29 protein-coding genes are annotated in these 26,072 nt (G+C 69.5%); 15 read left to right on the forward strand and 14 right to left on the reverse strand.

The window, feature by feature from the left end; all coding sequences use genetic code 11:
* Positions 1 to 71: 71 nt before the first annotated feature.
* The 3 genes from ACXJ1Y_RS20245 to ACXJ1Y_RS20255 all read right to left on the reverse strand — a co-directional run bounded on the left by ACXJ1Y_RS20245 (position 72) and on the right by ACXJ1Y_RS20255 (position 2,299).
* Positions 72 to 1,328, reverse strand: a complete 1,257-nt coding sequence (locus tag ACXJ1Y_RS20245; protein ID WP_463847884.1) for an N-acetylmuramoyl-L-alanine amidase — start codon at positions 1,326 to 1,328, stop codon at positions 72 to 74.
* A gap of 163 nt (positions 1,329 to 1,491) precedes the next feature.
* Positions 1,492 to 1,815 carry a hypothetical protein gene (locus tag ACXJ1Y_RS20250; protein WP_463847885.1) on the reverse strand — a complete coding sequence of 108 codons (324 nt, stop codon included), beginning with the start codon at positions 1,813 to 1,815 and terminating at the stop codon, positions 1,492 to 1,494.
* A gap of 130 nt (positions 1,816 to 1,945) precedes the next feature.
* Entirely contained in the window at positions 1,946 to 2,299 is a 354-nt protein-coding gene (locus ACXJ1Y_RS20255) for a phasin (RefSeq protein ID WP_463847886.1), read from the reverse strand.
* Between the two features lie 540 nt (positions 2,300 to 2,839).
* Here ACXJ1Y_RS20255 and ACXJ1Y_RS20260 point away from each other — a divergent pair.
* Positions 2,840 to 3,013 (forward strand): hypothetical protein, encoded by a 174-nt coding sequence (locus tag ACXJ1Y_RS20260; RefSeq protein WP_342162777.1) that lies wholly within the window; start codon positions 2,840 to 2,842, stop codon positions 3,011 to 3,013.
* 46 nt (positions 3,014 to 3,059) lie between these two features.
* Here ACXJ1Y_RS20260 and ACXJ1Y_RS20265 read toward each other — a convergent pair whose 3' ends face one another.
* From ACXJ1Y_RS20265 to ACXJ1Y_RS20280, 4 genes are all read right to left on the reverse strand, one after another.
* Positions 3,060 to 4,742, reverse strand: a complete 1,683-nt coding sequence (locus tag ACXJ1Y_RS20265; protein ID WP_463847887.1) for an acyl-CoA dehydrogenase family protein — start codon at positions 4,740 to 4,742, stop codon at positions 3,060 to 3,062.
* Positions 4,743 to 4,850: 108 nt separating this feature from the next.
* Positions 4,851 to 5,057 (reverse strand): hypothetical protein, encoded by a 207-nt coding sequence (locus ACXJ1Y_RS20270; protein WP_463847888.1) that lies wholly within the window; start codon positions 5,055 to 5,057, stop codon positions 4,851 to 4,853.
* A 90-nt stretch (positions 5,058 to 5,147) separates the two neighbouring features.
* Positions 5,148 to 6,701: an FAD-dependent oxidoreductase gene (locus ACXJ1Y_RS20275; protein ID WP_463847889.1), complete on the reverse strand. Its 1,554-nt coding sequence runs from the start codon at positions 6,699 to 6,701 to the stop codon at positions 5,148 to 5,150.
* Between the two features lie 84 nt (positions 6,702 to 6,785).
* Positions 6,786 to 7,682 carry a DMT family transporter gene (locus ACXJ1Y_RS20280; RefSeq protein ID WP_463847890.1) on the reverse strand — a complete coding sequence of 299 codons (897 nt, stop codon included), beginning with the start codon at positions 7,680 to 7,682 and terminating at the stop codon, positions 6,786 to 6,788.
* Positions 7,683 to 7,880: 198 nt separating this feature from the next.
* Here ACXJ1Y_RS20280 and ACXJ1Y_RS20285 point away from each other — a divergent pair, with 198 nt between their 5' ends.
* From ACXJ1Y_RS20285 to ACXJ1Y_RS20310, 6 genes are all read left to right on the forward strand, one after another.
* Positions 7,881 to 8,798, forward strand: coding sequence for a YihY/virulence factor BrkB family protein (locus ACXJ1Y_RS20285; protein ID WP_463847891.1), 918 nt, complete (start codon positions 7,881 to 7,883; stop codon positions 8,796 to 8,798).
* 54 nt (positions 8,799 to 8,852) lie between these two features.
* Positions 8,853 to 9,722, forward strand: coding sequence for a dienelactone hydrolase family protein (locus ACXJ1Y_RS20290; protein WP_463847892.1), 870 nt, complete (start codon positions 8,853 to 8,855; stop codon positions 9,720 to 9,722).
* A 245-nt stretch (positions 9,723 to 9,967) separates the two neighbouring features.
* Complete coding sequence (locus ACXJ1Y_RS20295; RefSeq protein WP_243958630.1) at positions 9,968 to 10,411, forward strand: response regulator; 444 nt, start codon at positions 9,968 to 9,970, stop codon at positions 10,409 to 10,411.
* Between the two features lie 109 nt (positions 10,412 to 10,520).
* Positions 10,521 to 10,718, forward strand: a complete 198-nt coding sequence (locus ACXJ1Y_RS20300; RefSeq protein WP_463847893.1) for a hypothetical protein — start codon at positions 10,521 to 10,523, stop codon at positions 10,716 to 10,718.
* Between the two features lie 98 nt (positions 10,719 to 10,816).
* Positions 10,817 to 11,962, forward strand: a complete 1,146-nt coding sequence (locus ACXJ1Y_RS20305) for an alpha/beta hydrolase family protein (RefSeq protein WP_463847894.1) — start codon at positions 10,817 to 10,819, stop codon at positions 11,960 to 11,962.
* 92 nt (positions 11,963 to 12,054) lie between these two features.
* Positions 12,055 to 12,255 carry a hypothetical protein gene (locus tag ACXJ1Y_RS20310; RefSeq protein ID WP_342162786.1) on the forward strand — a complete coding sequence of 67 codons (201 nt, stop codon included), beginning with the start codon at positions 12,055 to 12,057 and terminating at the stop codon, positions 12,253 to 12,255.
* On the opposite strand, the gene ACXJ1Y_RS20315 is transcribed toward ACXJ1Y_RS20310, so the two are convergent.
* From ACXJ1Y_RS20315 to ACXJ1Y_RS20345, 7 genes are all read right to left on the reverse strand, one after another.
* Positions 12,252 to 13,202 carry a YncE family protein gene (locus tag ACXJ1Y_RS20315; protein ID WP_463847895.1) on the reverse strand — a complete coding sequence of 317 codons (951 nt, stop codon included), beginning with the start codon at positions 13,200 to 13,202 and terminating at the stop codon, positions 12,252 to 12,254. The genes ACXJ1Y_RS20310 and ACXJ1Y_RS20315 overlap by 4 nt on opposite strands.
* The gene (locus ACXJ1Y_RS20320; RefSeq protein WP_463847896.1) at positions 13,199 to 13,732 is read right to left on the reverse strand and encodes an SRPBCC family protein; all 534 of its coding nucleotides are present in this window, start codon (positions 13,730 to 13,732) and stop codon (positions 13,199 to 13,201) included. Before ACXJ1Y_RS20320 ends, ACXJ1Y_RS20315 begins: the two co-directional genes overlap by 4 nt.
* A gap of 21 nt (positions 13,733 to 13,753) precedes the next feature.
* Entirely contained in the window at positions 13,754 to 14,344 is a 591-nt protein-coding gene (locus ACXJ1Y_RS20325; RefSeq protein WP_463847897.1) for a DUF447 domain-containing protein, read from the reverse strand.
* A gap of 4 nt (positions 14,345 to 14,348) precedes the next feature.
* Positions 14,349 to 15,854: a DUF6513 domain-containing protein gene (locus ACXJ1Y_RS20330; RefSeq protein ID WP_463847898.1), complete on the reverse strand. Its 1,506-nt coding sequence runs from the start codon at positions 15,852 to 15,854 to the stop codon at positions 14,349 to 14,351.
* Entirely contained in the window at positions 15,851 to 16,420 is a 570-nt protein-coding gene (locus tag ACXJ1Y_RS20335; protein ID WP_463847899.1) for an amino acid kinase family protein, read from the reverse strand. The genes ACXJ1Y_RS20330 and ACXJ1Y_RS20335 overlap by 4 nt, the downstream gene beginning before the upstream one ends.
* Entirely contained in the window at positions 16,417 to 17,103 is a 687-nt protein-coding gene (locus ACXJ1Y_RS20340) for a (5-formylfuran-3-yl)methyl phosphate synthase (RefSeq protein WP_463847900.1), read from the reverse strand. Before ACXJ1Y_RS20340 ends, ACXJ1Y_RS20335 begins: the two co-directional genes overlap by 4 nt.
* 92 nt (positions 17,104 to 17,195) lie before the next feature.
* On the reverse strand, positions 17,196 to 17,723 hold the full coding sequence (locus tag ACXJ1Y_RS20345) for a DUF3280 domain-containing protein (protein WP_463847901.1): 528 nt from the start codon (positions 17,721 to 17,723) through the stop codon (positions 17,196 to 17,198).
* Positions 17,724 to 17,951: 228 nt separating this feature from the next.
* On the opposite strand from ACXJ1Y_RS20345, the gene ACXJ1Y_RS20350 reads away from it, so the two are divergent.
* From ACXJ1Y_RS20350 to ACXJ1Y_RS20385, 8 genes are all read left to right on the forward strand, one after another.
* A complete protein-coding gene (locus tag ACXJ1Y_RS20350) occupies positions 17,952 to 19,145 on the forward strand; it encodes an ABC transporter substrate-binding protein (RefSeq protein ID WP_463847902.1) in 1,194 nt (397 codons plus the stop codon).
* A gap of 119 nt (positions 19,146 to 19,264) precedes the next feature.
* A complete protein-coding gene (locus ACXJ1Y_RS20355; RefSeq protein ID WP_463847903.1) occupies positions 19,265 to 20,248 on the forward strand; it encodes a YVTN family beta-propeller repeat protein in 984 nt (327 codons plus the stop codon).
* Positions 20,249 to 20,288: 40 nt separating this feature from the next.
* Entirely contained in the window at positions 20,289 to 20,723 is a 435-nt protein-coding gene (locus tag ACXJ1Y_RS20360; protein ID WP_463847904.1) for a cupredoxin domain-containing protein, read from the forward strand.
* Positions 20,723 to 20,968: a hypothetical protein gene (locus ACXJ1Y_RS20365; protein WP_463847905.1), complete on the forward strand. Its 246-nt coding sequence runs from the start codon at positions 20,723 to 20,725 to the stop codon at positions 20,966 to 20,968. Before ACXJ1Y_RS20360 ends, ACXJ1Y_RS20365 begins: the two co-directional genes overlap by 1 nt.
* Entirely contained in the window at positions 20,965 to 21,711 is a 747-nt protein-coding gene (locus ACXJ1Y_RS20370) for an ABC transporter ATP-binding protein (protein WP_463847906.1), read from the forward strand. The genes ACXJ1Y_RS20365 and ACXJ1Y_RS20370 overlap by 4 nt, the downstream gene beginning before the upstream one ends.
* Before the next feature lie 13 nt (positions 21,712 to 21,724).
* Entirely contained in the window at positions 21,725 to 22,615 is an 891-nt protein-coding gene (locus tag ACXJ1Y_RS20375) for an ABC transporter permease (protein ID WP_463847907.1), read from the forward strand.
* Entirely contained in the window at positions 22,612 to 23,238 is a 627-nt protein-coding gene (locus ACXJ1Y_RS20380) for a hypothetical protein (RefSeq protein ID WP_463847908.1), read from the forward strand. Before ACXJ1Y_RS20375 ends, ACXJ1Y_RS20380 begins: the two co-directional genes overlap by 4 nt.
* 227 nt (positions 23,239 to 23,465) lie before the next feature.
* The gene (locus ACXJ1Y_RS20385) at positions 23,466 to 26,030 is read left to right on the forward strand and encodes a TonB-dependent receptor (RefSeq protein WP_463847909.1); all 2,565 of its coding nucleotides are present in this window, start codon (positions 23,466 to 23,468) and stop codon (positions 26,028 to 26,030) included.
* The last annotated feature ends 42 nt before the right edge of the window (positions 26,031 to 26,072 follow it).

Raw genomic sequence — 26,072 nt, forward strand, 5'->3', positions numbered from 1 at the left:
GGAGCCCCGCGAGGAGCCGCTTTGCAACCTCGCGTGCCGGGGCATCCGAACGCCCCGTATCCACACCGTATCTATGGTGAAACTGGGGCGATGGCGGCCGACCGGCGCGTCCCGGTGCCCGGCTTACCGATACTCGTGCGGGTTGCAAAGAATTGATCGACGGCCTTCGCCATCGACCCCGTGACCCCGGCGCGCCATTCGGGGTCCTGCAGCTTCTCCAGATCGCGCTTGCTCGACAGGTAGCCGAGTTCCACCAGTACGCTCGGCACGTCGGGGGAGCGCAGCACCACGAAGCGGGCTTCGCGGTGGGGCTTGGTGCTCATCTCCATCACGGGGCCGAGCTGGCCCATGAGGTTGCGCGCGAAGCCCGACGAGAAGCCGCGCGTCTCGCGCAACGTCAGTTCCTGCAGGATGTCGGCGATGTCCGGCGCGGCCTCGGCGGCTTCCGCGCCGGCGGCGGCGTCGGCGCGGTTCTCGCGCTCGGCGAGCTTGGCCGATTCGGCGTCGGTCGCCTTCTCGGAGCCGGTGTAGATCGTCGCCCCGCGCACCTGCGGCGCCGACGAGATCGAATCCGCGTGGATCGAGATGAACAGGTCGGCCTTGGCCTCGCGGGCGATGCGCACGCGCTCGTTGAGGGGCACGAACACGTCGCGATCACGGGTCATCTGCACCCGGTAGCGGCCGGCGGCGTTCAGCTTGCCCGCGAGATCCTGCGCGAAGCCGAACACGATGTCCTTCTCGAACACGCCCGTCGTGGCGATGGCGCCGGGATCGGTGCCGCCATGCCCGGCATCGATGACGATGAGCGGGCGCGGGTCGGTGGTCGTCGCGGCCGCCGAGGGCGCCGGGGCGGGCCGGGGGTCGGCGGAGGCGGCGGCCTTGCGGAACGCGTCGCGATCCACCTTTTGCAGCGGGATCGTCATGAGAACCGCCCCGTCGCGGGGGCGGGTGACGGTGTCGATCCGGCCCACGGTGGCGGGGGCGGCGAGGTCGATGACGATGCGCGAGCGGCCCGGCGCGAACAGGCCATAGCGGAAGGATTGCACCACGCCATCGCGCCGACGGCCGGAATCCGAATCCAATTGGAAGTTGACCTCGGGCAGGTCGATCACCACGCGGTCGGGCCGCTCCATCACGAAGGCGCGGGCATCGACCGGCCGCGACAGGGTGAGGGTGAGCTTGCTCTGGTTGCCCTGGCTCGACAGGTCGGCGCCGATGGCGATGGCCGACCCACGCTCGCTGTCCTGAGCGCGCAGGGGCACGGCCAGGGCCAGGACGGCGGCCAGGCCGAGGAATGCGGAGCGGATCAAATGCGCGCGGCCAAGCATCGGACCATGTCGTTTCCCATGCGCCTCGATAGGCAATAGGAGCGCGATGGTTAACCGATGCTTTCCATCACAGGTTCGTTCCGGGCACCGTTGTTGCCCCGAAGCGACAGGGGAAGCGCACTCTAGGTTGAGGTGACTGTTTCTAGCTCGCGCAATGCGAGTGTCAGCGCGCGGCGAAGGACCGGCTCGCGGAGACCGTCAGCACGCCCCAGCAGGTCAGGGTCGAGTCGGCGGCGCGCTGGAACTCGCCGATCTGCAGGCGGACGACATCGGCCATGGAGCGGGCACCCGCCAGGGCGCGAAGATGGGCCGCGAAAGCCTCGCCCTCACCGATGACGTAGTTCATCACCGTGGTGCCGAAGGATTCCGCGTCGAGCAGGCGGGGCGAGGGCGCCGGGATCGCGGCGGCCGGCACGGCGGCGACTTCCTCAACCGGTGCGGGAAGAATGTCGGCGGGCGGTTCGAGCGGAGCCGGGGCGGGCGTCACGCCCTGTCTCCGGTATCGCGGTCGGCGCGGCTTGGACATCGCGGGAGATCCTCGGCGGCATCGCGCTCAGGAGGGCCGGGCGGCATCGGGCGCGCCCCCGGGCGGGGACGCGCCGTGTAAGCTCAGGCGATCAGCGCGCGGCGTTCTGGGCCAGCGAGCCGAACTCCTTCGCCTGCGACTGAAGCGTGGCGAACTGGCTGCGGACGAACTCGGACTGCAGCTCGAAGGCCTCGCGCATGTCGCGGGTGCGGACCAGCTTCTGAGCGTAGTCGAACGCGGCGTTCGCGTTGTTCTGGGCGTGGTCGAAACCCTTCGCGATGGCGGCGGTGAACGTCGACTGGAAGGTGTGACCGGCCGTCTGCATCTGCTCGCTGGCCTTGATGGCGTTGGCCATCATGGTGCCGACGGCGGTGCGGGCCTGATCCACGCTCTTCTCGGCGAAATCGCGCATCTCGTTCGGGATCTCGAGGTTCGGGGTCTGCATGGGGGTCTCCAGCCAGAATGACAGCGGGCGCGAACCCTCGGTTCGCCGTTGACGACATCGATTTATGTTGCGATGCAATAAAAGTCAATCGGGCTCATCGAAGAACCTATCCTGCCATTCGGCCCGATGTCGGGCCGGGGCAGGGCGGCAATAGGTTTCGGCCTATAGACCTCACCCCTCGCGGATCGCGCCCTGACTGAATCCACCGGCAGGAGCCGATGGGCCTATAGTCGCCCGAGGTGAAGCGAAACGCCGCGATTACACAGATTACTCGATGTGCCGCAAGCGTGACGGCTCATAAAGTCTGATGGCAGCGCTGCCAAAAGCTTTGTGATCCCCCCTGCAGCGCTGTTCGGTTTGTGCGACGCAACGCCGGCTTAGGCACGCGACCGCGCAACCGTCCTTGAGGAGGCGATCGCATGGAGGCTGGGGGGAGGGGGCCGGAAAAGTCGGCGCCGCTTTCGGAAACACCGGCGGCGCTTCGCGTTGGATGGGCACTCGCACCCGCCTGGGTGCATTTCCCACGCGAAGGAAACCGCGATGGCCGACGACAAGACAAAGCCCGATCAGGCCGGCTTCCAGCAGGACAGCGCCAAGCCGGGCGACAAGCAGAATCCGGAAAACAAGCAGGAGAAGTTGAACGAGCGTCTCGACGACGCCCTCGAAGAGACCTTCCCGTCGAGCGATCCGGTCTCCGTGAAGATCACGAAATAAAAAAAGACCGGGCGGCTTGGTGCCGCCCGGCCTTCGGACAAGCCTTTTACGCCGCGTCGAGCAGGCGGCGGGCGATGACCTGGGCCTGGATCTCGGCCGCGCCCTCGAAGATCGAGAGGATGCGGGCGTCGCAGAGGATGCGGCTCACCGGGTATTCCAGGGCGAAGCCGTTGCCGCCGTGGATCTGGAGGGCGTTGTCCGCCGCCGCCCAGGCGACGCGGGCGCCGAGGAGCTTGGCCATGCCGGCTTCGAGATCGCAGCGCCGCTCCTCATCCTTCCGCCGGGCGGAGAAGTAGGTGAGCTGCCGGGCGATGTTGATCTCGACCGCCATCATCGCGAGCTTGTCGGAGACGCGGGGGAAGTTCACCAGCGCCTTGCCGAACTGCACGCGCTCCTCGGCGTAGCGCAGGCCGACATCCAGCGCCGCCTGGGCGACGCCGATGGCGCGGGCGGCGGTCTGGATGCGGGCCGATTCGAAGGTCTGCATGAGCTGGGTGAAGCCCTTGCCCTCGACCTCCCCGAGCAGGTTCGCCGCCGGGACGGAGAAGTTCTCGAAGGCCAGCTCGTATTCCTTCATGCCCCGGTAGCCGAGCACCTCGATCTCGCCGCCGGACAGGCCCTCGACGGGGAAGGGATCCTCGTCGGTGCCGCGCGGCTTCTCGGCGATGAGGAGGGAGAGGCCCCTGTGGCCCTTCTCCTCCGGCTTCGTGCGCACCAGCACGGTCATGATGTCGGCGCGGACGGGGTGGGTGATCCAGGTCTTGTTGCCGGTGATCTTCCAGGTATCGCCCTCCTTCACCGCGCGGGTGCGCAGCGAGGCGAGGTCGGAGCCGGTGTTCGGCTCGGTGAAGACGGCGGTGGGCAGGATGTCGCCGCTGGCGATCTTGGGCAGGAAGCGATGCTTCTGCTCCTCGGTGCCGCCGCACAGGATCAGCTCGGCGGCGATCTCGGAGCGGGTGCCCAGCGAGCCGACGCCGATATAGGCGCGGGACAGTTCCTCCGAGACCACGCACATCGCGGCCTTCGGCATGCCCATGCCGCCGTATTCCTCGGGGATCGTCAGGCCGAACACGCCGAGTTCGGCCATCTTCTCGACCACCGACATCGGAATGTAGGCGTTCTGCAGGTGCCACTCGTGGGCGTGGTCGGCGACCTCGGCCTTGCCGAAGCGGCGCATCTCGGAGCGGATCGCCTCCATGTCCTCGTCGAGGCCCGAGACGCCCACCGTGGCGCTGCCGCTGCCGTCGCGCATCCGCAGGACGAGGGCGGCGCGGTTCTCGGCGGTGTTGCCCTCGGCGATCAGGCTCTCGACCGCCTCGGTGCGGAACTCCGCGACCTCCTTGGCCGACAGGCCGAGGGAGCTGACCGGGCGCACCATCTCGCCCTGGCTCATCGGGATGGCCGAGAACATCTGGTCGAGATACTCGCCCGCGCCGATGCGCACGAGCAGGTCCTCGGTCTCGCCGAACTGGCCGGATTCCGTCAGTCGCTCGGCGTAGTCGCCGAGTTCGCGCACGGCCTCGGCATAGGTCGCGAGCCACGCGAGGCCGTGGGCGGCGTGCTGCTGGGCTTCGAGCTTGGCGGTGTCGATCTTGCCGTCGGCGCCGATGACGCGGGCGCGGACACGACGGATGGCCTCGTCGCTGAGGCGCTTGGCGGCCTGGCCGGCGGCTTTCGTCACCGCGACGGTGTCGAAGGGCTCGGACTGGATGGCGGGGGAAGCGGACATGGCGTTCTCTCGCGTTTTGCGTCTGTTATGGCGACCCTTCTAAACGCTTCCGGGCCTACGCCGAAATAGATTCCATTGCCGGACGCTTGAACCAAAGTTCAAGACGGCTCAGCGCTTCACTTCGCAACGGGTCTTCACATACGCGCCGTCCTCGCCCTTGAAGCCCGAATTGGCGGCGAGGACCGGACCCTGGATCAGGCATTCCTGCAGGGTGTGCGCCGGGCCGGTGATGACGTCGAGGGCGGTGTCGCGCGAGCAATCCGGCCCCTGCACGGAGGCCGCGCAGATGAGCGCGACGACGATGATCTGGTTCATGGCGCATCCCCGAAGGCGCCGGACAGGCGCAAGCAGGGGAAAGCGGGAACCCCTCCGCCCCGTTCCGTGCCGTGCTGACGCAGTGCCCGCCTAGGCGGCATCCCTTGCGAGGCCGAGGAGATCCGCGCCCGACTCGATCTCGGCGGCCGAGGGCAGGCGCCCGAGCCCGAGAAGGTGCAGGAAGGCGGTGAAGGCGCCGTTCCGGCCGATGCTGCATGCCGCGGTGACGCTGTCTCCGGTCACGTAGTAGGCGATGAAATCGAGGGCGGCGGGGTCGCCCTGCAGGACGATCCGGTCGAAGTCCTTGGCATAGCCGCCGTAATCGAGCCGCTTGTCGCCCTGGTTGCTCCAGAAGAACGGCGTGCCCGCGAAGTCACCGCCCCGGCCGAGGATGGCGTGGGCCACATGCGTCCCGTGCTGCTGCGCGAGGCGCCAATGCTCGATCCGCGCGGTCTGCCCGCTCGCCTTCTCGGGAAAGGCGGCGATGTCGCCCGCGATCCAGACACCCTCCGCGACCTTCAAGTCGCCCCCGACGGTGAGGCCGCCGCTGTCGTCCGGCGCGATCCCGGCGATCAGGTCCGCTTCCGGCTTCGCGCCCGCGCCCACGAGGACGATGTCGGCCGGCAAGCGCCGTCCGTCCTCGGTCTCGACGGCCGCGACACGGCCGTTGCCGGCGATCCTGGCGACGGAGCCCTGCGAGAAGGTGACGCCGTTGCCGGCGTGATACTGCTTGAGCGCGGCGCCCACCGCCTCGCCGAAGCGCTTGGCGAAGGGCACCTCCTCGCGGGCCAGCACCGTCACGGCGAGGCCGCGCTTGGTGAGGAAGGCGGCGGCCTCCAGGCCGATGAAGCCGGCGCCCACCACCACGACGTTCTTGCCCTCGCCCGCCGCCTCGCTCACGCGGAGGGCGTCGTCGAGGCTGCGCAGGGTGAACACGCCGTCGAGGTCCTTGCCGGGGAAATCCGGCATTGCGGCCCGGCTGCCGGTGGCGATGAGGATCGCCTCGGCCTTCAGCGTCCGCCCATCCTTCAGCCGGACCTCGCGGGCGGCGGGATCGACCTCGGCGACATCCGCCGTCACGCGCTCGACCCGGTTGCCTTCCGCGAAATCGGGCTCGATCAGCACCTTCTCCGGCGGGGTGGGCTTGGCGAGGAACTGCTTCGACAGCTTGGTCCGGTCGTAGGGCGGATGCCCCTCGCGGCCGACCATGGTGATGCGCCCGTCATAGCCCTCGCGGCGCAGGGTCTTCACGCAGGCGACGGCGGCGGCGCCCGAACCGACGATGAGCACGTCCGCCACGGGGGCGCTGGCTTTCTTGGCCGGCGCGGGCTCCGGCGTGAGGGTCGCGACCGCCTCCGCGCCCTCGATGCGCACGGGATAGCGCGTCAGGGAATCGAGGGCCGGCGGCTCTTCGAGGCTTCCGTCCGCGAGGGCGAAGGCGGCCTTGTGCCAGGGGCAATAGAGGCGCCCGCCGCAGATCTCGCCCTTGGCGAGCGGCGCCCCGAGATGCGGGCACTTGGCCTGGAACGCCCGCACGCCGGAGGCGTCGCGCACGAACAGCACCTTGTCGTCCCCGGCCGCGCCTTCCTTCATGCCTCCCATCGGGATCGCGTCGAGGGCGAGGCGGATCTCGGTTCCGGGCATGGCGGCGTCACTCCTGGCGAGCGCCGTTGCGCCCGGCCGATCAAGTCGCGGAGCCCGATCCGGTTGCGCTCCGCGACGTCGCGCCTAGCCCCTGTTCGCCACGGCGACGCCCGCCGCCGCCACGGCCATGCCGGCGATCTGCACCAGCGTCAGGGTCTCGCCGAACAGCAGGTAGCCGAGCCCCGCCGAGACCGGCGGCACGAGGAAGAACAGCGCGGCGACGCCCGCCACCGCGCCCCGCCGGATGAGGAACAGGAACAGCAGCACCCCGGCGACGGAGTTCACGAGGATCGCCCAGCCGAGGCTGAACCAGAGGGGACCGACCGCATCGAACCTGGGTCCGCCGAAGGCCAGGGCCAGGGGCACGGCGCAGGCCGTCCCGCCGAGGAATTGCAGCACGGCGCTGGCGAGCAGGTCGCCGCCCCCGCCCGTGCGCTTCTGCCAGAGGGTGCCGAGCGTCAGGGCGACGACGCTGCCGAGCGACACGGCGAGCGCCCCGGGCGGGATTCCCGCTGCATCGGTGGCCCCGAGCTTCGGCACGAGCACCAGCGCCGCGCCGAGGAAGCCCACGGCGATGCCCGCCGCCCGGCGCCGGCTGACTTTTTCGCCGAGGAGCGGACCTGCCAGGGACGCCGTGAGGAGGGGCTGGAGGCTCCCGACCAGGGCGGCGATGCCGGCCGGCAGGCCATGGCTGATCGCGACGAAGGTGGCCGAGAGATAGACGCCCTGCATGAGGAAGCCGGCGACGAGGGGGCCGCGCCAGCCCTTCCAGCCCGCCGGGAACCGCGCCCCCAAAGCCAGGGCGATGAGGCCGAGGATGAGGGCCACGCTGCTGAAGCGCAGGGCGGTGAAGACCAGCGGGTCGGCATGGGGCACCGATCCGCGGGCGACGATGAAGCCCGTCGACCAGATCAGCACGAACAGGCCCGGCACCAGGGCGGACGCGACCGGCGAGGGGGTGGGAGGGCGCGACGGGCTCAACTTCGTTCAGGCTACGCGACGGACCCGCAAGGCCAAGCATGGCCGCGACGTTCCGGCAACCATCATTCGTCATCGTTGCGTTGCCGGAAGGCGTCACCCCGGCGCGAAAGGCCGCGGCTGCGGCGGGCGGCGTTGACGCGGGGCACCCGTCGCCGCCATCGACGGCGCGCGGACGTGGCGACGGAGCGGACCGGACTCTTGGACAGGCTTCGCAAAGGTCTCGGGCTGGCCGGCCTCGCCGCCCAGCGATTCGTCGCCCATGACGGCTGGGCCATCGCGAGCCATATCGCGCTCTCGATCCTGACCTCGCTGTTCCCGTTCCTGATCCTGCTCGCCGCCCTCGCCGGCCTGTTCGGCACCGCCTCCCTCGCGGACGAGGCCGGCACGCTGATCTTCGAGGCGTGGCCGCGCGAGATCGCCTCGCCCATCGTCGCCGAGGTCCACCGGGTGCTCACCACGCAGCGCGGCGGCGTGCTGACCCTCGGCGCCCTTTTCGCGCTCTACTTCTCCTCGTCGGGCGTCGAGAGCCTGCGGGTCGGGCTGAACCGCGCCTACGGCCTGCGCGAGAGCCGGCCGTGGTGGCTCACGCGCCTCGAATCCATCGGGTACGTGATCTGCGGCGCCTTCGCGATCCTGGCCTTCGCCCTCCTCGTGGTGCTCGGGCCGCTGATCTGGAGCCGGCTGATCCTCGTGGCGCCCGGGCTCGAACCCCTCGGGCTCACCGTCGCCATCGTGCGCATCGCCGTCACGGCGATGCTGCTGGCCTTCGTGCTGGTCATCGCCCACAAATTCGTCGCGGCGGGGCGGCGCTCCATCGTCTCGGTCCTGCCGGGGATCGCGGTGACGCTGCTCCTGTGGTTCCTCGCCGGCCTCGGCTTCGGCTTCTATCTGGAGCGGTTCTCCAACGCCTACGCCTCGACCTATGGCGGCCTCGCCACGGCGATGGTGTTCCTCGTCTTCCTCTACTGGCTCGCCGCGATGTTCCTGTTCGGCGGCGAGATCAACGGCACGGCCATCGCCGCCCGCCGCAGCCATCTCCAGGCGCGGATGCGCGCCCGGCAGGCGGCGGCCCTCGAAGCCCAGCGGCCGCCCGAGGACCGCGCCGCCCCGGTTTGACCGCACCGCCCCCGGCCGGCTAGCCCTTCCTCACGAGGACAACCGAGAGTTGATATGCGGGACGAAGCCAATGCCGGTCTCGACGGTCTCGTCGCGTCGCCGCTGTCGCGGCGGGGTTTCGTGATGACGGGCCTTATGAGCGGGTTGACCCTCGCGACGACGCGGGTCGAGGCGCAGGTGATCCACACCGATGCCGAGGGCATCGAGGCCGGCGAGGTCGCGATCCCGGCCGGCGACGGGCCGATGCCCGCCTACCGGGCGATGCCGAAGGGGGACGGGCCGTTCCCGGTGATCCTCGTGGTCGAGGAGATCTTCGGCGTCCACGATTACATCAAGGACATCTGCCGCCGCCTCGCCAAGGCGGGCTACTGCGCCGTGGCGCCGGAACTCTACGCCCGCCAGGGCGACCTCTCGAAGATGACCGACGCGAAGCAGATCATCGCCGAGGTGATCTCCAAGACGCCGGACGCGCAGTGGATCGGCGATCTCGACGCCACGGTGGCCTGGGCGACCTCCGCCGCCAAGGGCGACGGCCAGCGCCTCGGCGTGATGGGCTGGTGCCGGGGCGGCCGGGCGGTGTGGCTCTACGACGCGCACCGCACCGACCTGAAGGCGGCGGTCGCTTGGTACGGCCCGGTGGGCGGCGAGCGCACGTCGATCCAGCCGCGCACCGCCGGGGACGTGGCCGGGGAGATCCACGCACCCCTGCTGGCGCTCTATGGCGGGGCCGATACCGGCATCCCCGTCGCCTCCGTGGAGGCGGCGCGCGACGCGGCCAAGGCGGCCGGCAAGAGCGTGGAACTCGTCGTCTACCCGGACGCGCCCCACGGCTTCCACGCGGATTACCGGCCGAGCTACCGCAAGGAGGCCGCGGAGGATGGCTGGGCCCGCGCTCTGGCCTTCTTCAAGGCTCACGGTGTCTGACGAAGCGCAAGGGTAGACCGGCTTGAGCGGTTTTCCCCCGCTCAAGCCGGACGATCACTTCTGAATGGCCAAGTTGTTCCAACGTTCGACGGCGGCTGTGTTCGGAATGACACGGCCGTTTCCTGTCAACTGTGCGATGGAACGGGAAGGATCTGTGCCTGCGCGGGTCCGGCGGGGTGCGACGACACTTTGGTGATGAACCGATCGCCGCTTTCGCCGTTCAGACCTAGTGGATTAGCGGCTCGATGAGCGACGCGCGACTGCCTGGACGAAAGCCCGTCATCCTCGTCGTGGAGGACCAGCCCGACGAGCGCTTCCTTGCGGCCACTCTCCTGGAAGACACGGGCTTCACCGTGATCGAGGCCGAGACCGCCGAGCGGGCGCTGGCGATCCTCAACGATCGTGCCGAAGAGGTCAGCGTCGTCTTCTCCGACGTGCGCACCCCCGGCCCCATCGGCGGGTTCGAACTCGCCCGCATCATCGGCGTGACGTGGCCGAAGGTGCGCGTGCTCCTCACCTCCGGCGACGCGGGCGACCAGCCGAGCGACCTGCGCGTCTCCGCGACCTTCATTCCCAAGCCCTGGCGGGCCGAGGACATCTTGGCCTGGGTGCAGGAGGCGGCGGGCCAGCCCCCGTCCTCGGGCGGCCCGGGGATGATCGGCTCCGGCAAGGTGCAGCAGCAGGCGTAGCGGCGCGATCCGTTACGGCAAGGCTGAAACTTTCGCCCCGGTCCCGCGTTCGTGGCTCTCCGTCACCGCGTGCCGCCGTGCGCAGGCCACCTTAGTCAGATCGCAGACCATGAACGTCGTCGCCGAAAATCACGCCGATACGCTCGCTCGCCGGGGGGGACACTCCCGCGATGCGCTGGTCGCCGCCGTGATCGGCGAGCGCCTGCGCGAGACTTTCGAGCGGGAACGCAACGAGTTGCCCGAGGCGCTGGCCGCTCTCCTGCGATCCTTGGATAACACGCTCCGGGAACACGCCGCGATCACTTGACGAGATCGGGGCACGCTCCATCGCCAAAGACGGCGAATCTGTTATGGGGACAGCCACCGGTTCAAACCGGCCTGGAAATACCGTCTCCCGAGGCCGCCATGCATTTGAAAGCCCTTCGCGCAACGTTCGCCGCCGGCCTGTTCGCCGTGGCGAATGCTGCCCAGGCGGCGAGCCCTCCGGTCCAGCCGAATGACGGGCCGGGGAGCGTGGGCGACCGCAAGGTGAGCGTCGCCAAGCGGGCCCTCGGGCGGCCCAGCGCCCCGACCTTCGCCTTCTACGCCTCCAGCCCGGCGCCCGAAGCCGGCCGTCCGGTGGCGGTGTTCCTGCACGGCTGGGGCGCGGTGAACCCGCAGAGCTACGGCGCTTGGATCGACCATCTCACCCGCCAGGGCTGGCTGGTTCTGTTCCCGCGCTTCCAGGAGGTGAACCGTACCAAGCCCTCCGATGCCCCGGCCAATGCCGCGGCTTTGGTGAAGGCGGCCCTCGGTGAGGTCGCCGACGACAAGGAGGCCAAGCCCGACCTGTCGCGCGTGGCGATGATCGGGCATCTCGCGGGTGCACCGCTGGCCATGGACCTCGCCGCCGGCGCGGCGAAGGAGGGGCTTCCGGCCCCGAAGCTGATCTTCGCGGCGGTGCCCGGCGGCATCGCCAGCGGGCCGAAGTCGCGCGGCATCCCCCTGGAGGATCTGGAGCGGATCGCCCCCACCACACTGATCGTCACCATGGTGGGCGACAAGGATTCCCGTGCGGCCGAGGCGGCCTCCCGTCGCCTCCTGCGCGAGGCGAGCGCCGTGCCGGCCGAGCGCAAGCTGTTCGTGCGCGCCCTCTCGGACGATCACGGCTTCCCGGCCCTGACGGCGACCCTCGCCGCCCCGGCCGGTATCGACGCGGCCTACGATGCGGGGGCGATCAAGATGCCGCCGGAGCCGAAGGACGCGCCGAAGCCGCCGCCCTTCCGCTGGTCCGCCGAGATGGCGCTGACCGGCGAGCAGCAGACGCTGGTCTCGCAGATCAACCTCGCCCGCGCCGACGCCCTCGACTACCTCGGCTTCTGGAAGACCTTCGACCTCGCCGCCGCCGCCGCCTTCTCCGGCGGGGACGCGACGGCGCTCAAGGCCAACCCGCGTCTGGCCGACATGGAGCGGTGGAGCGACGGCTGGCCGGTGAAGCGCCTCTTCGTCGAAATCCCGAAGCACACCAAGCCTCCGGCGGTGGCGAACGGGGCGGATTCCGGGCGCCGTTGACGCACCCCTTCCCCTTGGCGCAGGCTTTGCTAAGCTTAGCCGGCATGGCGGTGTGAGCCGGCCATGCGGACCCGCTTCGAAGGGGACGCTCCATGCCGGAATTCGTCGCCACGCTGCTTGCCGCCGCCGCGTTCTGCGTCACGCTGCTACTGCTCAACGCCGTGACGCGCCTGCTGCTGCAGGCCCATCTCGGCCCCCCGGACTTCTCCGAGAACGGCTTCCTGCAATACGGCGGCGCCCTGGTCGCCGCCCGCGCGACCTACCGGCGGGCGCCGCAGCGCCGGCCGGTCTAGCGCAGGAAGTCGCCGAAGGCCCTCGGCCCGTTGCCGGTGGCGATCTGCGCCACCGCCTTCAGGCTGGCCGCGTCGATGACGCTGAGGCGGTTGTCGCCCCAATCGGCCACGTAGAGGCGGCCCGTCGCCGGGTCGGCGGCGATGCCCTCGGGGTGGTCGCCGACGTCGATCTCGGCGAGGGGCTTCAGCGTCGCGAGGTCGAAGGCCGTCACGCTGTCCGCGTATTGGTTGGTGACGAAGCCGCGCCCGTTCAGCAGCGCCACCACGTAGGGGCGCCGCCCCGTAGGCACGCGGCCGATTTCCTTGGCGGCCGCGACGTCGATCACCGACACGTCATCGCCCGTCACGTTCGCGGTGTAGGCGCGCCCGTTCTGCGCATCGAGGGTGATGCCGAACGGATGGTGGCCCACGGGGATCACGGCGATCTCCCGCCGCGCGCCCGCGTCCACCACCGAGACCGTGTCCGCCTCGCGGTTGGCGACGTAGATCCTGGCGCCGTCCGGGGCGACGGCGATGCCGGAGGGCGATTGCCCGACCGCGATCTCTCCGTCGGGCGCCAGCACGCCGTCCTTCTCGGTGAGGACGAAGATGCGGGCGCCGTACCAATCGGCCACGTAGACGTGCCCGCCGCGCGGGTCCGCCGCCACGCCGAGGGGGCCGCCGGGGAGCGGGATCTCGGTGAGCACGGTGCCCGCGTCGAGATCGAGCACGGCGAGGCCGTGACCCTCCGGCCGCGTGACGTAGGCCCGCTTCCGGTCCGGCGAGAGGGCGATGCCGGCCGGCGCGCCGTCGACGGCGATCCGGCGCAGCACCGTGTTCGAGGCCAGATCCACGACCTCCACCGCGTTGGCGAGCTGCACCGTCACGATGGCCTCCCGCGCCGGCCCGGCCTGGGCCGGCGCGAGGGTCAGGAGCAGTGCCGCGAGGCTGGCCCCGAGGCGGCTCAAGAGCCCTTCTCGACCTTGTTCTTCAGGTTCTGGAGGCTCGCCTTCACCCAGTTGCTGACGCCCTTCTCGGAGGCTTCATCGTTCAGGTCCGCCGGCGGATCGTTGTTCATGTAGCCACGGTAGAAGGCGGACTTCCATTCGACCTTCGACTTGGAATCGCCCGCCGGCTCGACGGTGATCGTGCCGGAATAATCGTTGGCCGGCAGGTCCTTCACATCGACCTTGTCGATGTAGAACATGAACAGCTTGTCGTCCGGCTTGTACTTGCCGCCGGTCTCGCCGATCGTGTTGCCGTTCTTGAGGGTGAGCGTGCGCTTGGACTTGCTCGGATCGTCGCCCTGGGTGTCGGTCTTGGTGACGTTCTCAAGCCAGTTCGCGTCCTTCCAGTCGCCGACGACCGCCCAGACCTTGTCGGCGGGGGCGTTGATCTCGATCGACTCGGACACCTTGCGCCGGGTCGGGCCGTGCGCCTGGGCCGTGAAGGCTACGAGGGCGGCGAGCGCCGCCGTCGCCAGGGTGATTTTCTTCATCGTTTTGCTCTCCTGCCGCCTTTAGCGGTCCTCCCGGCCGAGGATGCGGGCGTCGGGGCCGAGCGCCGCCGCCACCTTGTCCTCGATCCAACCCCAGGCCTCGCGCTCGCGCGGGCCCGCCGTCTTGGCGATGGCGATGGCGAGATAGGTCATCTCGCCGAGAATTTTAGCGGGCTCCAGCATGTGGAGCCGCGTCGAGAGCACGGCCGCCTCCAGCACGGCGGCCTGTGCCCGGTTGTAGCCGATGAAGGCCGCATGCGCCGCCCTGTGGCGGATGCGCCCCCGGTAGCGCGGGCGCTGCGCGTCCTCCTCCACCCCAACCACCTCGAACTCGGCATGGCCGAAACTGTCCGCCAGCCGCCGGCCGGGGATGGTCTCGCAGGGCTCGGTCGGCCAGTCCCGCCGGCCGGTGACGGCGCCCGCGATCACGCGGATGTCCCGGGGGCTCGACGCGGCGAAATACGGGCTCGCGTCGAGGTTCTCGATGGTCGGCGAGGGCCGGAACGGGGCGAGCACGTAGTCGTCGCCCTCCTGGATCAGCCCGAACGGCACGAGATGCAGCGCGCCCGCAGGCGAGACCGTGGTGACAATGGTCTCCAGGATCAGCGGCATCGGCTCATCCTTCGTCCGAGGGCACGAGGCGCCCGCAGACGATCTTTTCGCCCGCCGGACCCGTCTCCGGGGCGCGGACGTCGCGGGTGCCGGGGAACGGCGCGTCGGGGCCGGAATGCTTGGTGTGCCCGGCCTTCTTGAAGGCGGTGGTGTCCTCGCTCGGCCGGTCTGCGGAGGCGCCCCAGTCGAGGGGTTCGTCCTGCACGTAACGCTTGCCGAGCCGCCACGCCGTCTCGGCCTTGGCGAGTTCGCCGCCGAGGTAGAACGCGTGCGCCCCGTCGCTCTTCACGTCGAGATCCGGGAAGAAGGCCATCGCGTCGGTGCCGACCCTGTGGATGTCGCGGTTGTAGACGTGGATGCCGTCCTCGGCCACGGCGATCCTGTAGTTCGGGTCGCGGACCTCGGCGGCGGCGGCCGCGATCTCCTCGGGCGTTTGCACGAAGGGGCGCTTGTCGTGAAGTGCCAGAAGTTCCCGTCCGTAGCCCTTCGGCAGGGCGGCGTCGGCCTTGGCCGCGTACATCACCCGGCGGGCGGCGTCGTGCTCCTCCACCGTGCGGCGGGTGTGGTTCGAGACGTGGACGATCAGCACGTTGCCGATCGACAGTTCCGAACACATCCCCATCAGCAGGGCGGTGACGCCGAGGCTGTCCGCCTCGGTGAGTTCGGTGAGGTTGCCGGTGCCCATCATCATCTCGATGTCGGGCCAGCGGGCGCGGGTGTCGCGGTAGCGGGCGACCGAGTCGACCAGCCCGTGATGGATCGGCTCCAGGATCGCGTCGGCGATGAAGGGCTTGCCGGCCTTCAGCATCCGCTCGATCGCCCGGTCGAGGGAGGGCAGGTCCTCGGGTCGGGTCGGCACGAGGATCGGCACCGCGTCGGTCTCGAAGGCGAGGTCCAGCGTGTCCTCGTTGAGGCTGAGCAGATAGTCGGCCCCGGCCCTGGCCCCGCGCGAAAGCTCGTCGCGGGAGAAGGAATCGACGCTCACCTTAAGTCCGGCGCCCTTCAGGGCCTGTACCGAGGCTTCGAGATGCGGGAAGGGCGTATCCGGCAGGCCGCCGAGGTCGATCACGTCCGCGCCGCGCCGGGCGAGGTCAAGGCCCCGCGCCAGGATCTGCTCCGGCGACATCTTCGAGGCGTCCACGATCTCGGAGAAGATCCGCACGTCGTGCCGGGACAGGTCGAGGCTGCGGCCGGCGAGGCCGAGCCAAGCCGGCAGGTCCACGATCTCGTCCGGCCCCCGCTCGACGGGCAGGCCGAAATGCTCGGCCAGCGCGTCCGGGTTCGCCCGGCAGCGGCCGGGCAGGACGATGCGCGTCGCGCCGTCCGGGATCGCGACGCGGCGCTTGATGATCTCCTCGGTCATCAGCGCGGCGACCTTCACGCCGGCATCGGCGATGCTCCAGCGGATTCGCGCGGGCAGGCTCGCCGCGATCTTTTCGAGGCGCGGCCGGGCAAGCTTGCCGGTGACGAAGACGATGTGCTCGGACGCGCCCTGCGCGGGGTCGCTCATGCGGCCCTCCTGCCGGGGATCGGGACCGGGCCGCCCGGCCCGTCGATGACGATGGCCCCCCGGAAGCAACGCGCGAAGGCGGGGAAGGCGGCGTCCACCAGCCCGAGCCGCGACAGCATGTCGGCGTCGCAGCCCGCCGGGGCGTCGGCGGATTTGACGAGGGTGCAGGACGGCGCGCCGATCCGCGCGGCGAGCCACAGGGCGAGGCTGTCGGAGGTGACGTCCCAGGTCTCGGGGATGTCGGGATGGCCCGCGCGCAGGAGCGCCGGATCCCAGACGAGGGCGGTCCCGTCCCGCGCGTCGTCCCAGGGCGCGGTGTCGATCGCGAGGCGGGGTTCGATGGCGAGGAACCGCGCGGCGGTGCGGCCCATGGCGCCGAGCGCCCGGCGATGGGCCTCCGCGTCGGAGAAGCCCTCGCGGGCCTGAGCGGCGCGTACGGCATCGGCATCGGGGCCGCCGCCGGGCACGATCACGCAGCGCGGGCCTATGGCGAGGCCCGCCAGCACGGTGCGCAGGCGCGGCCCGTCCGCGAGAAGGCTTCCGCCGACCTTGACGACAGCCCTCACGCGGCGTCCTGCGCTTGCGGTTTCAACGCCCGCACGGCCTCCGCGACGCGCAGCGGGTCGATGCCGTTGGTGCGGTCGAAGCCCCGGCACAGGCCGCCCCGGAAGCCGAGGTAATCCGGCCCGGCGGCCGAGAGGGCGGGGATGTCGGCGATCCTGAGGGAGCCGGCGAGGCCGCAGAGCAGCGCGTTCGCGCGGCAGGCGGCGACGAACCCGGCCAGCTCCTCCGGCCCAAGGAGGTCCGGCAGGCGCACCCCTGCCTTGCCGGAGGTGTCGATCATCGCCCCGGCGAACCCGGCCCGCACCAGGGCCGGCACGCAATGGGCGCCCGGCTCGTCCTCGGCGAACAGCACCGCGATCACCCGCCCCGGCACCGAGCCGGCGATGCGGGCGAGGTGGCCGGCATCCTGCCAGCGGTCGCGCGGGATGCCGTGCTTCACCCACCGGGCGCCGCTGCGGGCCATGGCCGCGAGGCTCTCGGAGGAATCCGCGACCGCGCTCGTCTCGACGCCCTGCTGCGGCAGGCGCGCCATGATCTCGGCCACGATCTCCGGGGCTAGCGCGCCGAGCGCGCCCCGGTCCGGGTCCTTGGCATCGATCAGGTCGGCGCCCGCGAGCAGGGCGGCCTCGGCTTCGGCCGGGTCGCGCACGCTCACGAGGAGCCGGGGGAAGGAAACAGGTGTCACGATGGCGGGCTATCCGGGACAACGCCCCTGGGCTAGCCCAGAGTGCGCCCAAGGGGAACACGTTTCGCGCAAACTCCGGCTCACGGCTTAGTTCACGGCTTGGCGGGCAGCGGCTCGGCGAGCAGCCGGTTCTTCACCAGCCAGCGCATGCCATGCGCCCAGGTGTTGTCGTCGTCGGCGCGGATCGTCACCTGCCCGCCCCGGATGATCTTGCCCGTCGCGGCCTCGGCGATCGTCACGTTGAGGTTGAAGATCTGGTTGGCGCCGCGCTGGGCGTAGCCCGTCACCGTCAGGTCGGCGCCGAGGCCCTTGGCGATGTCGTCCGCGCAGCCGTTGCACTTGTAGAGCGGCCCCTTCTGATCGACCTCCTTGGCGGCGGGGGCGGTGTCCACCAGCTCCACGCCGGCCTGCGCCTTGAGGGCGTTGCGCAATTCGTCGGTGACGAGGGTGAGCTTCTTCGCATCCGCCGGGCGGAGGCGCGCGCCGTAGGAGGCGCCGGGGTCGTTCATCTCGATGGGGAAGACCGCCGCCTTCTCCGTGGCCGCGACGGCGGGGCCGGTCCCCGCCGCGAGAGCGGCGAGCAGAAAAGCGAGGGCCACGGGGCGAGTCGTCGAGCGCATCGGGCGTTTCCTCCGGTCGCCGGCCTTGCGGGGGCCGTGTCGTGCTGGGCCGTCAATTCGTTCGCTGGGACGTTTTGGCAATGGACGAACGGGCCTGCACGCCCCAACTCCCGCTGCCGTGAGGCGTTTTTCCGCGCGAACTTCCTGCGCGGACAGGTTGAGCGCCCCCCCGAGATGCTGATACAGGCCGCGTGCATGCAAGATCGTGCATCTTCTCCCGGTTCCCTGATGGCGCTCGCGGCGCTGTTGCTCGCCGGCCCGGCCCTGGCGCAGGAGCCGGCCGCCGTGCCGACGACCCCGTCCGCGCCCGCCACGCTCGAAACGCAGATCGGCCTGATCTACCGGCCGCAGGAGGCGCCCGCCTCCTACGATGCCGAGGCCGTTCCCGAGGACGAGGGCGTGGCCGGCGCTCGGATGGGCATCGCCGACGACAACACGACCGGCCGCTTCACCAAGCAGACCTTCAAGCTGGAGGAGCGGGCGCTCTCGGAGGCTTCGCCGGACCCGGTGGCGGCGGCCAAGGATCTGGTGGCCAAGGGCATTCACTACATCGTGCTCACTCTGCCGGCCGATCAGGTGCTGAAGGTCGCCGACGCGGTGAAGGGCACGGGGACGGTCGTGTTCAACGCGGGCGCCTCCGACGACCGCCTGCGCGGGGCGGATTGCCGGGCGAACGTGTTCCACATCGTGCCCTCGCGGGCGATGTTCACCGATGCCCTGGCGCAGTACCTGACGGTGATGCGCTGGCGGAAGGTGTTCCTGATCGTCGGCCCGACCGAGGCGGACAAGGGCTACGCGGACGCCATGCGCAACTCCGCGCGGAAGTTCGCCCTGAAGGTCACGGCCGACAAGCCCTGGACCTTCGGGCCGCTCGCCAAGGCGCGGGGCGACACGCCGACCCGCGCCGAGGCGATGGTGTTCACGAGGGGGCTCGACTACGACATGGCCGTGGTCGCCGACGAGGAGGGCGATTGGGGCGATTACGTCCCCTATCGCACGGTCGATCCGCGTCCCGTGGGCGGCACGCAGGGCCTCACCCCGACCACGTGGTCGCCGGTTCTGGAAACCTGGGGCGCCGCCCAGGCGCAGAACCGCTTCAAGCGGATGGCCGGGCGGCTGATGCGGCCCCTCGACTATCAAGCCTGGATGGCGGTGCGCACGGTGGGCGACGCGGTGACGGCCAAGAAGGCCAACGATCCGGCCACGATCACGCCGTTCCTGACGGATCCCGCCTTCGGCCTGCCGGCCTACAAGGGCGTGCAACTGAGTTTCCGCCCCTGGGACCACCAGATGCGGCAGCCGATCATCGTCGTGCAGCCGAAATCCATGGTCTCGGTGGCGCCGGAGCAGGGTTTCCTGCACCAGCGCACGCCGCTGGACACGCTGGGGATCGATCTGCCCGAGACGACCTGCAAGTTCTAGCGAGGCAAGTTCCCGTGAGGCATTTGCCTGCGTCGCCGTCCGGTCTCGCATCCGGCGGCGAGGGCACTACAATCCGGTTAGAGAAGCGCCCCGCGAGGGCGCCCAAGGGAGGAGAGCGGATGGGCCGCCAGCATTTGGCAGGATGGGGGAGCGTCGCCCTCGGGCTGTGGCTCGCGTCGAGCGTGCCGGCCTTCGCCTTCACCGCCTACGTCACCAACGAGAAGGGCAATTCGGTCAGCGTCATCGACGCGTCGACCATGGCGGTGACGGCGACGTGGAAGGTCGGCCGGCGCCCGCGCGGCGTCACCGTCTCGAAGGACGGCAAGGAACTCTTCGTCTGCGCCAGCGACGACGACCGCATCGACGTGCTCGACACGTCGAACGGCAAGGTCGTGCGCTCGCTCCGCTCCGGGCCCGACCCGGAACAGTTCATCCTCGATTCCTCGGGCAACCCGCTCTACGTCGCGAACGAGGACGACAGCCAAGTCACGATCATCGACATCGAGAAGAACAAGGTGCTCGCCGAGGTGCCGGTGGGCGTCGAGCCGGAGGGGATGGGCCTGTCGCCGGACGGGAAGATCCTCGTCAACACCTCCGAAACGACCAACATGGCCCACTTCATCGACACCAAGACCTTCCAGGTGATCGACAACGTGCTGGTCGACGCCCGGCCGCGCTTCGCGGAGTTCACGGCGGACGGCAAGTTCCTGTGGGTCTCGGCTGAGGTCGGCGGCACGGTGAGCGTCATCGACGTCGCCACCCGCCGGGTGGTGAAGAAGATCACCTTCAAGATCCCGAGCGTGAACGACGAGGCGATCCAGCCGGTCGGCATCCGCATCACCAAGGACGGCAGCAAGGCCTTCGTGGCGCTCGGCCCGGCCAACCGCGTCGCGGTGATCGATGCCAAGACCTACGACGTGCAGAAATACCTGCCGGTCGGCCAGCGCGTCTGGCAGCTCGCCTTCACCCCGGACCAGAAGCAGCTCTTCACGACCAACGGCACGTCGAACGACGTCTCGGTGATCGATGTCGAGGCGGAGAAGGTGGTGAAGAGCATCCCCGTCGGCCTGCTGCCGTGGGGCGTGGCGATCTCGCCGAACTGATTTCTTGGGACTTCACTCGCCTGCGATGGATGAGGTGCGGATGACGGGTTTGTTTCGTAAGGTGGCGCTTGCCGTCGCGGTCACGGCGAGTGTCGCGCCGGCCTCGGCCACCGACCTCACGCGCAAGCGCGAGAACCTGCCCGATCTCGTCCTCGGCAACGACCAGGGCAACGACTTCGTGGTCGAGAACAAGGACATCGAACTCGAATCCGGCAAGGCCTACCGCCTGCGGATCGTCGCCAAGGGCGGGCAGGAATATAAGTTCTACGCGCCGGAGTTCTTCCGCTACATCTGGCTCAACCAGATCGTCATCGAGCACAAGGAGATCCATGGCGGCGGCCCGCCCGATCACCTCGAATTCGATGAGCCCGGCGAGATCGCCATCGAGTTCGTCGCCATCAAGCCCGGCGCCTACAAGTGGGAGGCGCGGGGGCTCGAAGCGAAGGGCATGACCGGCACCCTGACGGTGAAGTGATGAGGGGACCGGCACTCGTCCTCCTGGCCTGCGGCCTCGCCTCGCCCGCCCTCGCGGCGGACGACGCCTCGTCCTGCGCGGAGGGGATCACGATGATCCGCGACGCTCTGGCGACCGATCCGCCCGAGGCCGCCCTGCCCAAGCTGAAGAAGGCGCTGCGCAACGCCGAGCGCGAGCAGCGCGAGGGCGAGTACGACGAATGCCTCGACGCCGTGGCGGATGCCCGCAAGGCGCTTGGCCGATGACGGGCGAGGCGCCCGCCCTGCTCGTTGCGAATGTCGGCCACCGCTTCGGCGCGCGCGCCGCGTTGGACGACGTGTCGATGAACGTCGAGCGCGGCCGTTTCACGGCCCTGCTCGGCCCCAACGGCGCGGGCAAGACCACGCTCTTCTCGGTGATCACGCGGCTCTACAACAACCAGAGCGGCCGGGTGGCGATCTTCGGCCACGGGCTCGACCGGGAGCCGTCGCGGGCCCTCGCCCGTCTCGGCGTGGTGTTCCAGGCCCGCACCCTCGATACCGACCTCACCGTGGAGCAGAACCTGCTCTACCATGCGAGCCTGCACGGCATCCCCCGCAAGGCGGGCAAGGCGCGGATCGGCGAATTGCTCGACCGGGTCGGCCTCGCCAACCGGCGCGGGGACAAGGTGCGCACCCTCTCCGGCGGCCAATCCCGGCGCATCGAGATCGCCCGGTCGCTCGTCCACCGGCCGGACCTGCTGCTCCTCGACGAGCCGACGGTCGGGCTCGACCTCGAATCGCGGGCGGACATCGTCGCCATCGTCCGGGCGCTGGTGCGCGAGGAGGGCCTGTCGGTCCTCTGGGCGACCCACATCTTCGAGGAGATCCGGCCCGAGGACGACGCCGTGGTGCTCCATCTCGGCCGGATCGTCGCCCGCGGCACGGCCGGCACCATCGCGCAGGGGACCGAGAGCCTGGAGGAAGCCTTCCGCCGGCTCGTGGCCGAGCGCGGGAAGCGGGCGGCGTGAAGATGGGAAGCCCATGACCTCGTCGCCTCGCGTCGTCGAACGCGACACCAAGACCCACGCCGCCCCCTCGCGCCAGCTCGGGCGGCTCGATGCGGTCGGCTACCTGATCTGCCTCGGCGGCATCGTCCGCCGGGAGTTGCTGCGCTTCTTCAACCAGAAGGAGCGGTTCTTCTCGGCGTTGGTGCGGCCCCTCGTCTGGCTGTTCATCTTCGCGGCGGGATTCCGCAACACGCTCGGCGTCTCCATCGAGCCGCCCTACCAGACCTACGTGCTCTACGAGGTCTACGTGGTGCCCGGCCTCGCCGTGATGATCCAGCTGTTCAACGGCATGCAATCCTCCCTCTCGATGGTCTACGACCGCGAGGTCGGGTCGATGAAGGTGCTGCTGACCTCGCCCTATCCGCGCTGGATGCTGCTGCTCGCCAAGCTGATCGCGGGCGTCTCGGTGTCGATCGTCCAGGCCTATGCCTTCCTCGCGGTGGCGTACTTCTGGGAAACCGACATCCCGACGCTCGGCTACCTGACGGCGCTGCCGGCCTTCCTCGCCTCCGGCCTGATGCTCGGCGCCATCGGCCTGTTCCTGTCCTCGCTGGTGCGGCAGCTGGAGAATTTCGCCAGCGTGATGAACTTCGTGATCTTCCCGATGTTCTTCGCCTCGTCGGCCCTCTACCCGCTCTGGCGGATCCGGGAATCGTCCGAGACCCTGTATTGGATCTGCGAGTTGAACCCGTTCACCCACGCCGTGCAGCTCGTGCGCTTCGCGCTGTACGAACAGCTCGAGCCCGTGTCCTGCGCCGTCGTCGTCGGGACCACGCTCGCCTTTTTCGCGATGGCCGTGATCGCCTACGATCCGGGCCGGGGCCTCATGGCCCGGCGCGGCGGACCGGCCGGAGAAGCCTCATGATCAGAACCACCGCTCTCGCCTTCCTGCTCTCGGTGACGGCCGGCGCCGCCCTCGCCCAACCGAAGGTCGATCCGGATTGGCCCTGCGTCCAGCGCAAGGTCGAGACCCTGAGCCCCGGCCAGTTCTGGACCGGCCCCGACATCGCCTCGGCCGGCGACTGGGGCAGCGACAACGATGCCGCCGTGCTGGCGCAGAAGATCGCCTCCCGCCGCACCGACCTGTCGCAGGTCGATCCGCTGCTCGACGCGTTCGCCGCCAAGTTCGGCTCCGACAAGGACGCCAAGGACAAGGCGCTGACCCGCGTCTATGCCGGCGCGTTCGAGGTGCTGAACGGCGAGCGCAACAAGATCATGAACGGCATCGCCCGGTACGCCCAGGGCCAGCGCCGCATGGCCGAGCGCATCCGCGACGAGGCCGACAAGGTCAGCCAGATCAAGGATGCCCCGAGCAAGGGCGACGAGACCGAATTGCCGAAGGACCAGACCGAACTCGAGACCAAGTTCGCCTGGGACCGCCGGATCTTCCAGGAGCGGAGCCAGTCCCTCACCTACGTGTGTGAGGTTCCGCAACTCCTCGAACAGCGACTCGGCGAACTCGGCAAGCGGATCCAGGAACGCCTCTGAGGCTTGCCGAATTGTCCCGGTTCAGCTTGCCATATTTCCCCTAAGTCGTTGTTTTTTCGCGCAAAAGATGTGGCGACACGGCCACGCCGGGGGTGAGAACGGAGCGTCCGGGGCGAAAGTCGTCGATAGCACCCCCGGCCGCGATTGCAGTTCATCGATCCCCCCGACATCACTGACGGAAGCCCGGGGGAAACGGGCGGCCGGTTTGGGTGTCGAGGGGTTTGGGAATGTCTTTGCGGGCGCTTAGGGGAGCCTTGACGGCGTCGGCGTCGGTCCTCGCGGGATCGATGGCGGTGAGCACGGCGCACGCGCAACAATCCGTCACCCTCGGCGAGATCAGTGTCGTGGCGACCTCGCCGGTCGGTTCGGGCGGCGGCAATTCCAGCGCCGTGCAGAACTACAATCGGGTGGCCCCGGTCGCGGCGCCCTTGGGCGGCGTGCCGTCGCCCCGCCTGCGCGGCAGCGAGCAGCCGCTCTACAAGATCCCGAGCACGGTCGAGACGGTGACGGCCCAGGACATCCGGGCCGACCTCGGCACCGACAACGTGGTCGCGACCCTGGCGCGGCGCACCCCCGGCCTGAACCTGTCCGATAGCCAGGGCAATTCGAACCGGCCGGACGTGACCTATCGCGGCTTCGTCGCCTCGCCGGTCCAGGGCGTGCCGCAGGGCCTGGCCGTCTACCAGAACGGCGTGCGCATCAACGAAGCCTTCGGCGACATCGTCAACTTCGACCTGATCCCCCCGCAGGCGATCCAGCGGATCGACGTCGTCACCGGCAACCCGGTCTTCGGCCTCAACGCGCTCGGCGGCGCGGTGAACATCCAGATGAAGAACGGCTTCACGTGGCAGGGCACCGAGATCAGCGCCTGGGGCGGCTCGGATGCGCGCACGGCCGGCTATCTCGAATACGGCAAGGTCTCCGGCCCGTGGAGCTTCTACTTCACCGGCGACGGGCTGAACGATCGCGGCTGGCGCTACGAGAGCCCGAGCACGATCGGCCGCCTGTACGGCGATCTCGGCTACCGCTCGCAGGATGCCGAGTTCCACCTGATCGGCCTCGCCGCGCGGAGCTTCTTCGGCGCCGCCGCCGCGACCCCGGTGGACTTCACCCGCAACGACCCGCGCGCGATCTTCACCTATCCGCAGACCACGACCACCGAGGTGGGCACGATCCAGCTCACCGGCCGCGTCGATCTTTCCCCGACCTGGGATCTGGCCGGCAACGCCTATTTCCGCCGCTTCCACCAGACCTACGTGGACGGCAACGACGGCAATTTCGAGCAGTGCAGCCGGCAGAGCAGCTTCCGAAGCTTCCTCTGCTTCGAGGATGACGGGTTCAGCCGCGCTCCGAACCAGACGCAGCTCGCCTTCCGCAACCAGTTCCTGATCCTCGGCCAGCAGAACCGGGCGGTCCCGTTCACGGCGAACGTGCCCTACGGCACCCTCGACGTCACGAACACCGAGGCCACCGGCTATGGCGGCTCGCTCCAGGCCTCCAACCGCGACCGGATCTTCGGCTTCGGCAACTCGTTCATCGTCGGCGGCAGCATCGACGCGGCGAACTACTCGTTCAAGTCGTCGAGCACGCTCGGCGTCATCAACCCGAACCTGTCGATCACCACCGATCCGAACAACCCGTATTACGGCAACATCCCCGGCCTCGGCACGCAGTTCATCCGCACCGCCGGGGCGCTCGGCATCGCGCCGAGCTCGGTCAACGGCTCGAACCTCTATCTCGGCCTCTACACCCAGGACACCCTGGACCTGACCGACCGCCTCTCGGTGACGGCCGGCGCCCGCCTGAACTTCGCGCGCATCCAGAGCGAGGATCTCACCGGGTTCTCGCCGGATGTCACGGGGACGCATTACTTCAACAAGATCAACCCGGTGGCGGGCCTGACCTACCGGTTCTTCGATGCGCTGAACCTCTACGGCAGCTACTCGGAATCGAACCGCGCCCCGACGCCGCTCGAACTCGCCTGCGCGAATCCCGACCGGCCGTGCCTGCTGCCGAACTCGCTGGTGGCCGATCCGCCGCTGAAGCAGGTGACGGGCAAGACCTACGAGGTCGGCTTCCGCGGCCAGCTGCCGAACACCTATGACGGCGGCATCATCACCTACAAGATCGGCGCCTTCCGCACCGACCTGTCGAACGACATCCTGTCGCTCGCCACCCCCGGCAACGCCGCCCGCGCCTACTTCGTGAACGTGCCCGCCACCCAGCGGCAGGGCATCGAGGTCGGGGCCGAGTACACGGCCGATTACCTGCGGGTCTACGCCAACTACGCCCTGATCGACGCGACCTTCCAGTTCAACGGCACCCTGTCCTCGCCGAACAACCCCCTCGCGGTGGACGGCGCGATCCAGGTGACGCGCGGCAACACCGTGCCGCTGGTGCCGAACCACCAGATCAAGGCCGGCTTCGACTATTACATCACGCCGGATTGGCAGGTCGGCCTCTACCTGCAGGCCTTCTCCTCGTCCTTCTACCGGGGCGACGAGTCGAACCTGAACCGCAAGCTGCCGCCCTACTACGTGCTGAACTTCCAGACGAAGTATCAGGTGACGAAGAACCTCGAGGTGTTCGGGCTCATCACGAACCTCACCAACAACCGCTACGCCACGTTCGGCACCTTCGCGGAGACGGGCCCGGTGACGGCCAGCCTCTCGATCAACAACCCGCGCACCACGACGCTGGCGCAGCCGCTCTCGATCTACGGCGGCTTCAAGTACGCCTTCGGGGCCGATCCGGTGCCGATGTCGCCGGAGCCGATCATCCGCAAGTACTGATCGCGCCACCCTGGGACAAAATGGGCCGTGCATCCCCGGATG

This window comes from Methylobacterium sp. TK26, assembly GCF_055361565.1.

Excerpts from the sequence above, each read along its gene's own strand:
- ACXJ1Y_RS20245 (WP_463847884.1), bottom strand. The coding sequence starts at position 1,328 with ATGCTTGGCCGCGCGCATTTGATCCGCTCCGCATTCCTCGGCCTGGCC.
- ACXJ1Y_RS20265 (WP_463847887.1), bottom strand. The coding sequence starts at position 4,742 with ATGTCCGCTTCCCCCGCCATCCAGTCCGAGCCCTTCGACACCGTCGCG.
- ACXJ1Y_RS20260 (WP_342162777.1), top strand. The coding sequence starts at position 2,840 with ATGGCCGACGACAAGACAAAGCCCGATCAGGCCGGCTTCCAGCAGGAC.
- ACXJ1Y_RS20305 (WP_463847894.1), top strand. The coding sequence starts at position 10,817 with ATGCATTTGAAAGCCCTTCGCGCAACGTTCGCCGCCGGCCTGTTCGCC.
- ACXJ1Y_RS20345 (WP_463847901.1), bottom strand. The coding sequence starts at position 17,723 with ATGCGCTCGACGACTCGCCCCGTGGCCCTCGCTTTTCTGCTCGCCGCT.
- ACXJ1Y_RS20325 (WP_463847897.1), bottom strand. The coding sequence starts at position 14,344 with ATGCCGCTGATCCTGGAGACCATTGTCACCACGGTCTCGCCTGCGGGC.
- ACXJ1Y_RS20320 (WP_463847896.1), bottom strand. The coding sequence starts at position 13,732 with ATGAAGAAAATCACCCTGGCGACGGCGGCGCTCGCCGCCCTCGTAGCC.
- ACXJ1Y_RS20295 (WP_243958630.1), top strand. The coding sequence starts at position 9,968 with ATGAGCGACGCGCGACTGCCTGGACGAAAGCCCGTCATCCTCGTCGTG.
- ACXJ1Y_RS20290 (WP_463847892.1), top strand. The coding sequence starts at position 8,853 with ATGCGGGACGAAGCCAATGCCGGTCTCGACGGTCTCGTCGCGTCGCCG.
- ACXJ1Y_RS20375 (WP_463847907.1), top strand. The coding sequence starts at position 21,725 with ATGACCTCGTCGCCTCGCGTCGTCGAACGCGACACCAAGACCCACGCC.
- ACXJ1Y_RS20380 (WP_463847908.1), top strand. The coding sequence starts at position 22,612 with ATGATCAGAACCACCGCTCTCGCCTTCCTGCTCTCGGTGACGGCCGGC.
- ACXJ1Y_RS20360 (WP_463847904.1), top strand. The coding sequence starts at position 20,289 with ATGACGGGTTTGTTTCGTAAGGTGGCGCTTGCCGTCGCGGTCACGGCG.
- ACXJ1Y_RS20350 (WP_463847902.1), top strand. The coding sequence starts at position 17,952 with ATGGCGCTCGCGGCGCTGTTGCTCGCCGGCCCGGCCCTGGCGCAGGAG.
- ACXJ1Y_RS20270 (WP_463847888.1), bottom strand. The coding sequence starts at position 5,057 with ATGAACCAGATCATCGTCGTCGCGCTCATCTGCGCGGCCTCCGTGCAG.
- ACXJ1Y_RS20300 (WP_463847893.1), top strand. The coding sequence starts at position 10,521 with ATGAACGTCGTCGCCGAAAATCACGCCGATACGCTCGCTCGCCGGGGG.
- ACXJ1Y_RS20365 (WP_463847905.1), top strand. The coding sequence starts at position 20,723 with ATGAGGGGACCGGCACTCGTCCTCCTGGCCTGCGGCCTCGCCTCGCCC.
- ACXJ1Y_RS20275 (WP_463847889.1), bottom strand. The coding sequence starts at position 6,701 with ATGCCCGGAACCGAGATCCGCCTCGCCCTCGACGCGATCCCGATGGGA.
- ACXJ1Y_RS20385 (WP_463847909.1), top strand. The coding sequence starts at position 23,466 with ATGTCTTTGCGGGCGCTTAGGGGAGCCTTGACGGCGTCGGCGTCGGTC.
- ACXJ1Y_RS20310 (WP_342162786.1), top strand. The coding sequence starts at position 12,055 with ATGCCGGAATTCGTCGCCACGCTGCTTGCCGCCGCCGCGTTCTGCGTC.
- ACXJ1Y_RS20330 (WP_463847898.1), bottom strand. The coding sequence starts at position 15,854 with ATGAGCGACCCCGCGCAGGGCGCGTCCGAGCACATCGTCTTCGTCACC.
- ACXJ1Y_RS20370 (WP_463847906.1), top strand. The coding sequence starts at position 20,965 with ATGACGGGCGAGGCGCCCGCCCTGCTCGTTGCGAATGTCGGCCACCGC.
- ACXJ1Y_RS20255 (WP_463847886.1), bottom strand. The coding sequence starts at position 2,299 with ATGCAGACCCCGAACCTCGAGATCCCGAACGAGATGCGCGATTTCGCC.
- ACXJ1Y_RS20355 (WP_463847903.1), top strand. The coding sequence starts at position 19,265 with ATGGGCCGCCAGCATTTGGCAGGATGGGGGAGCGTCGCCCTCGGGCTG.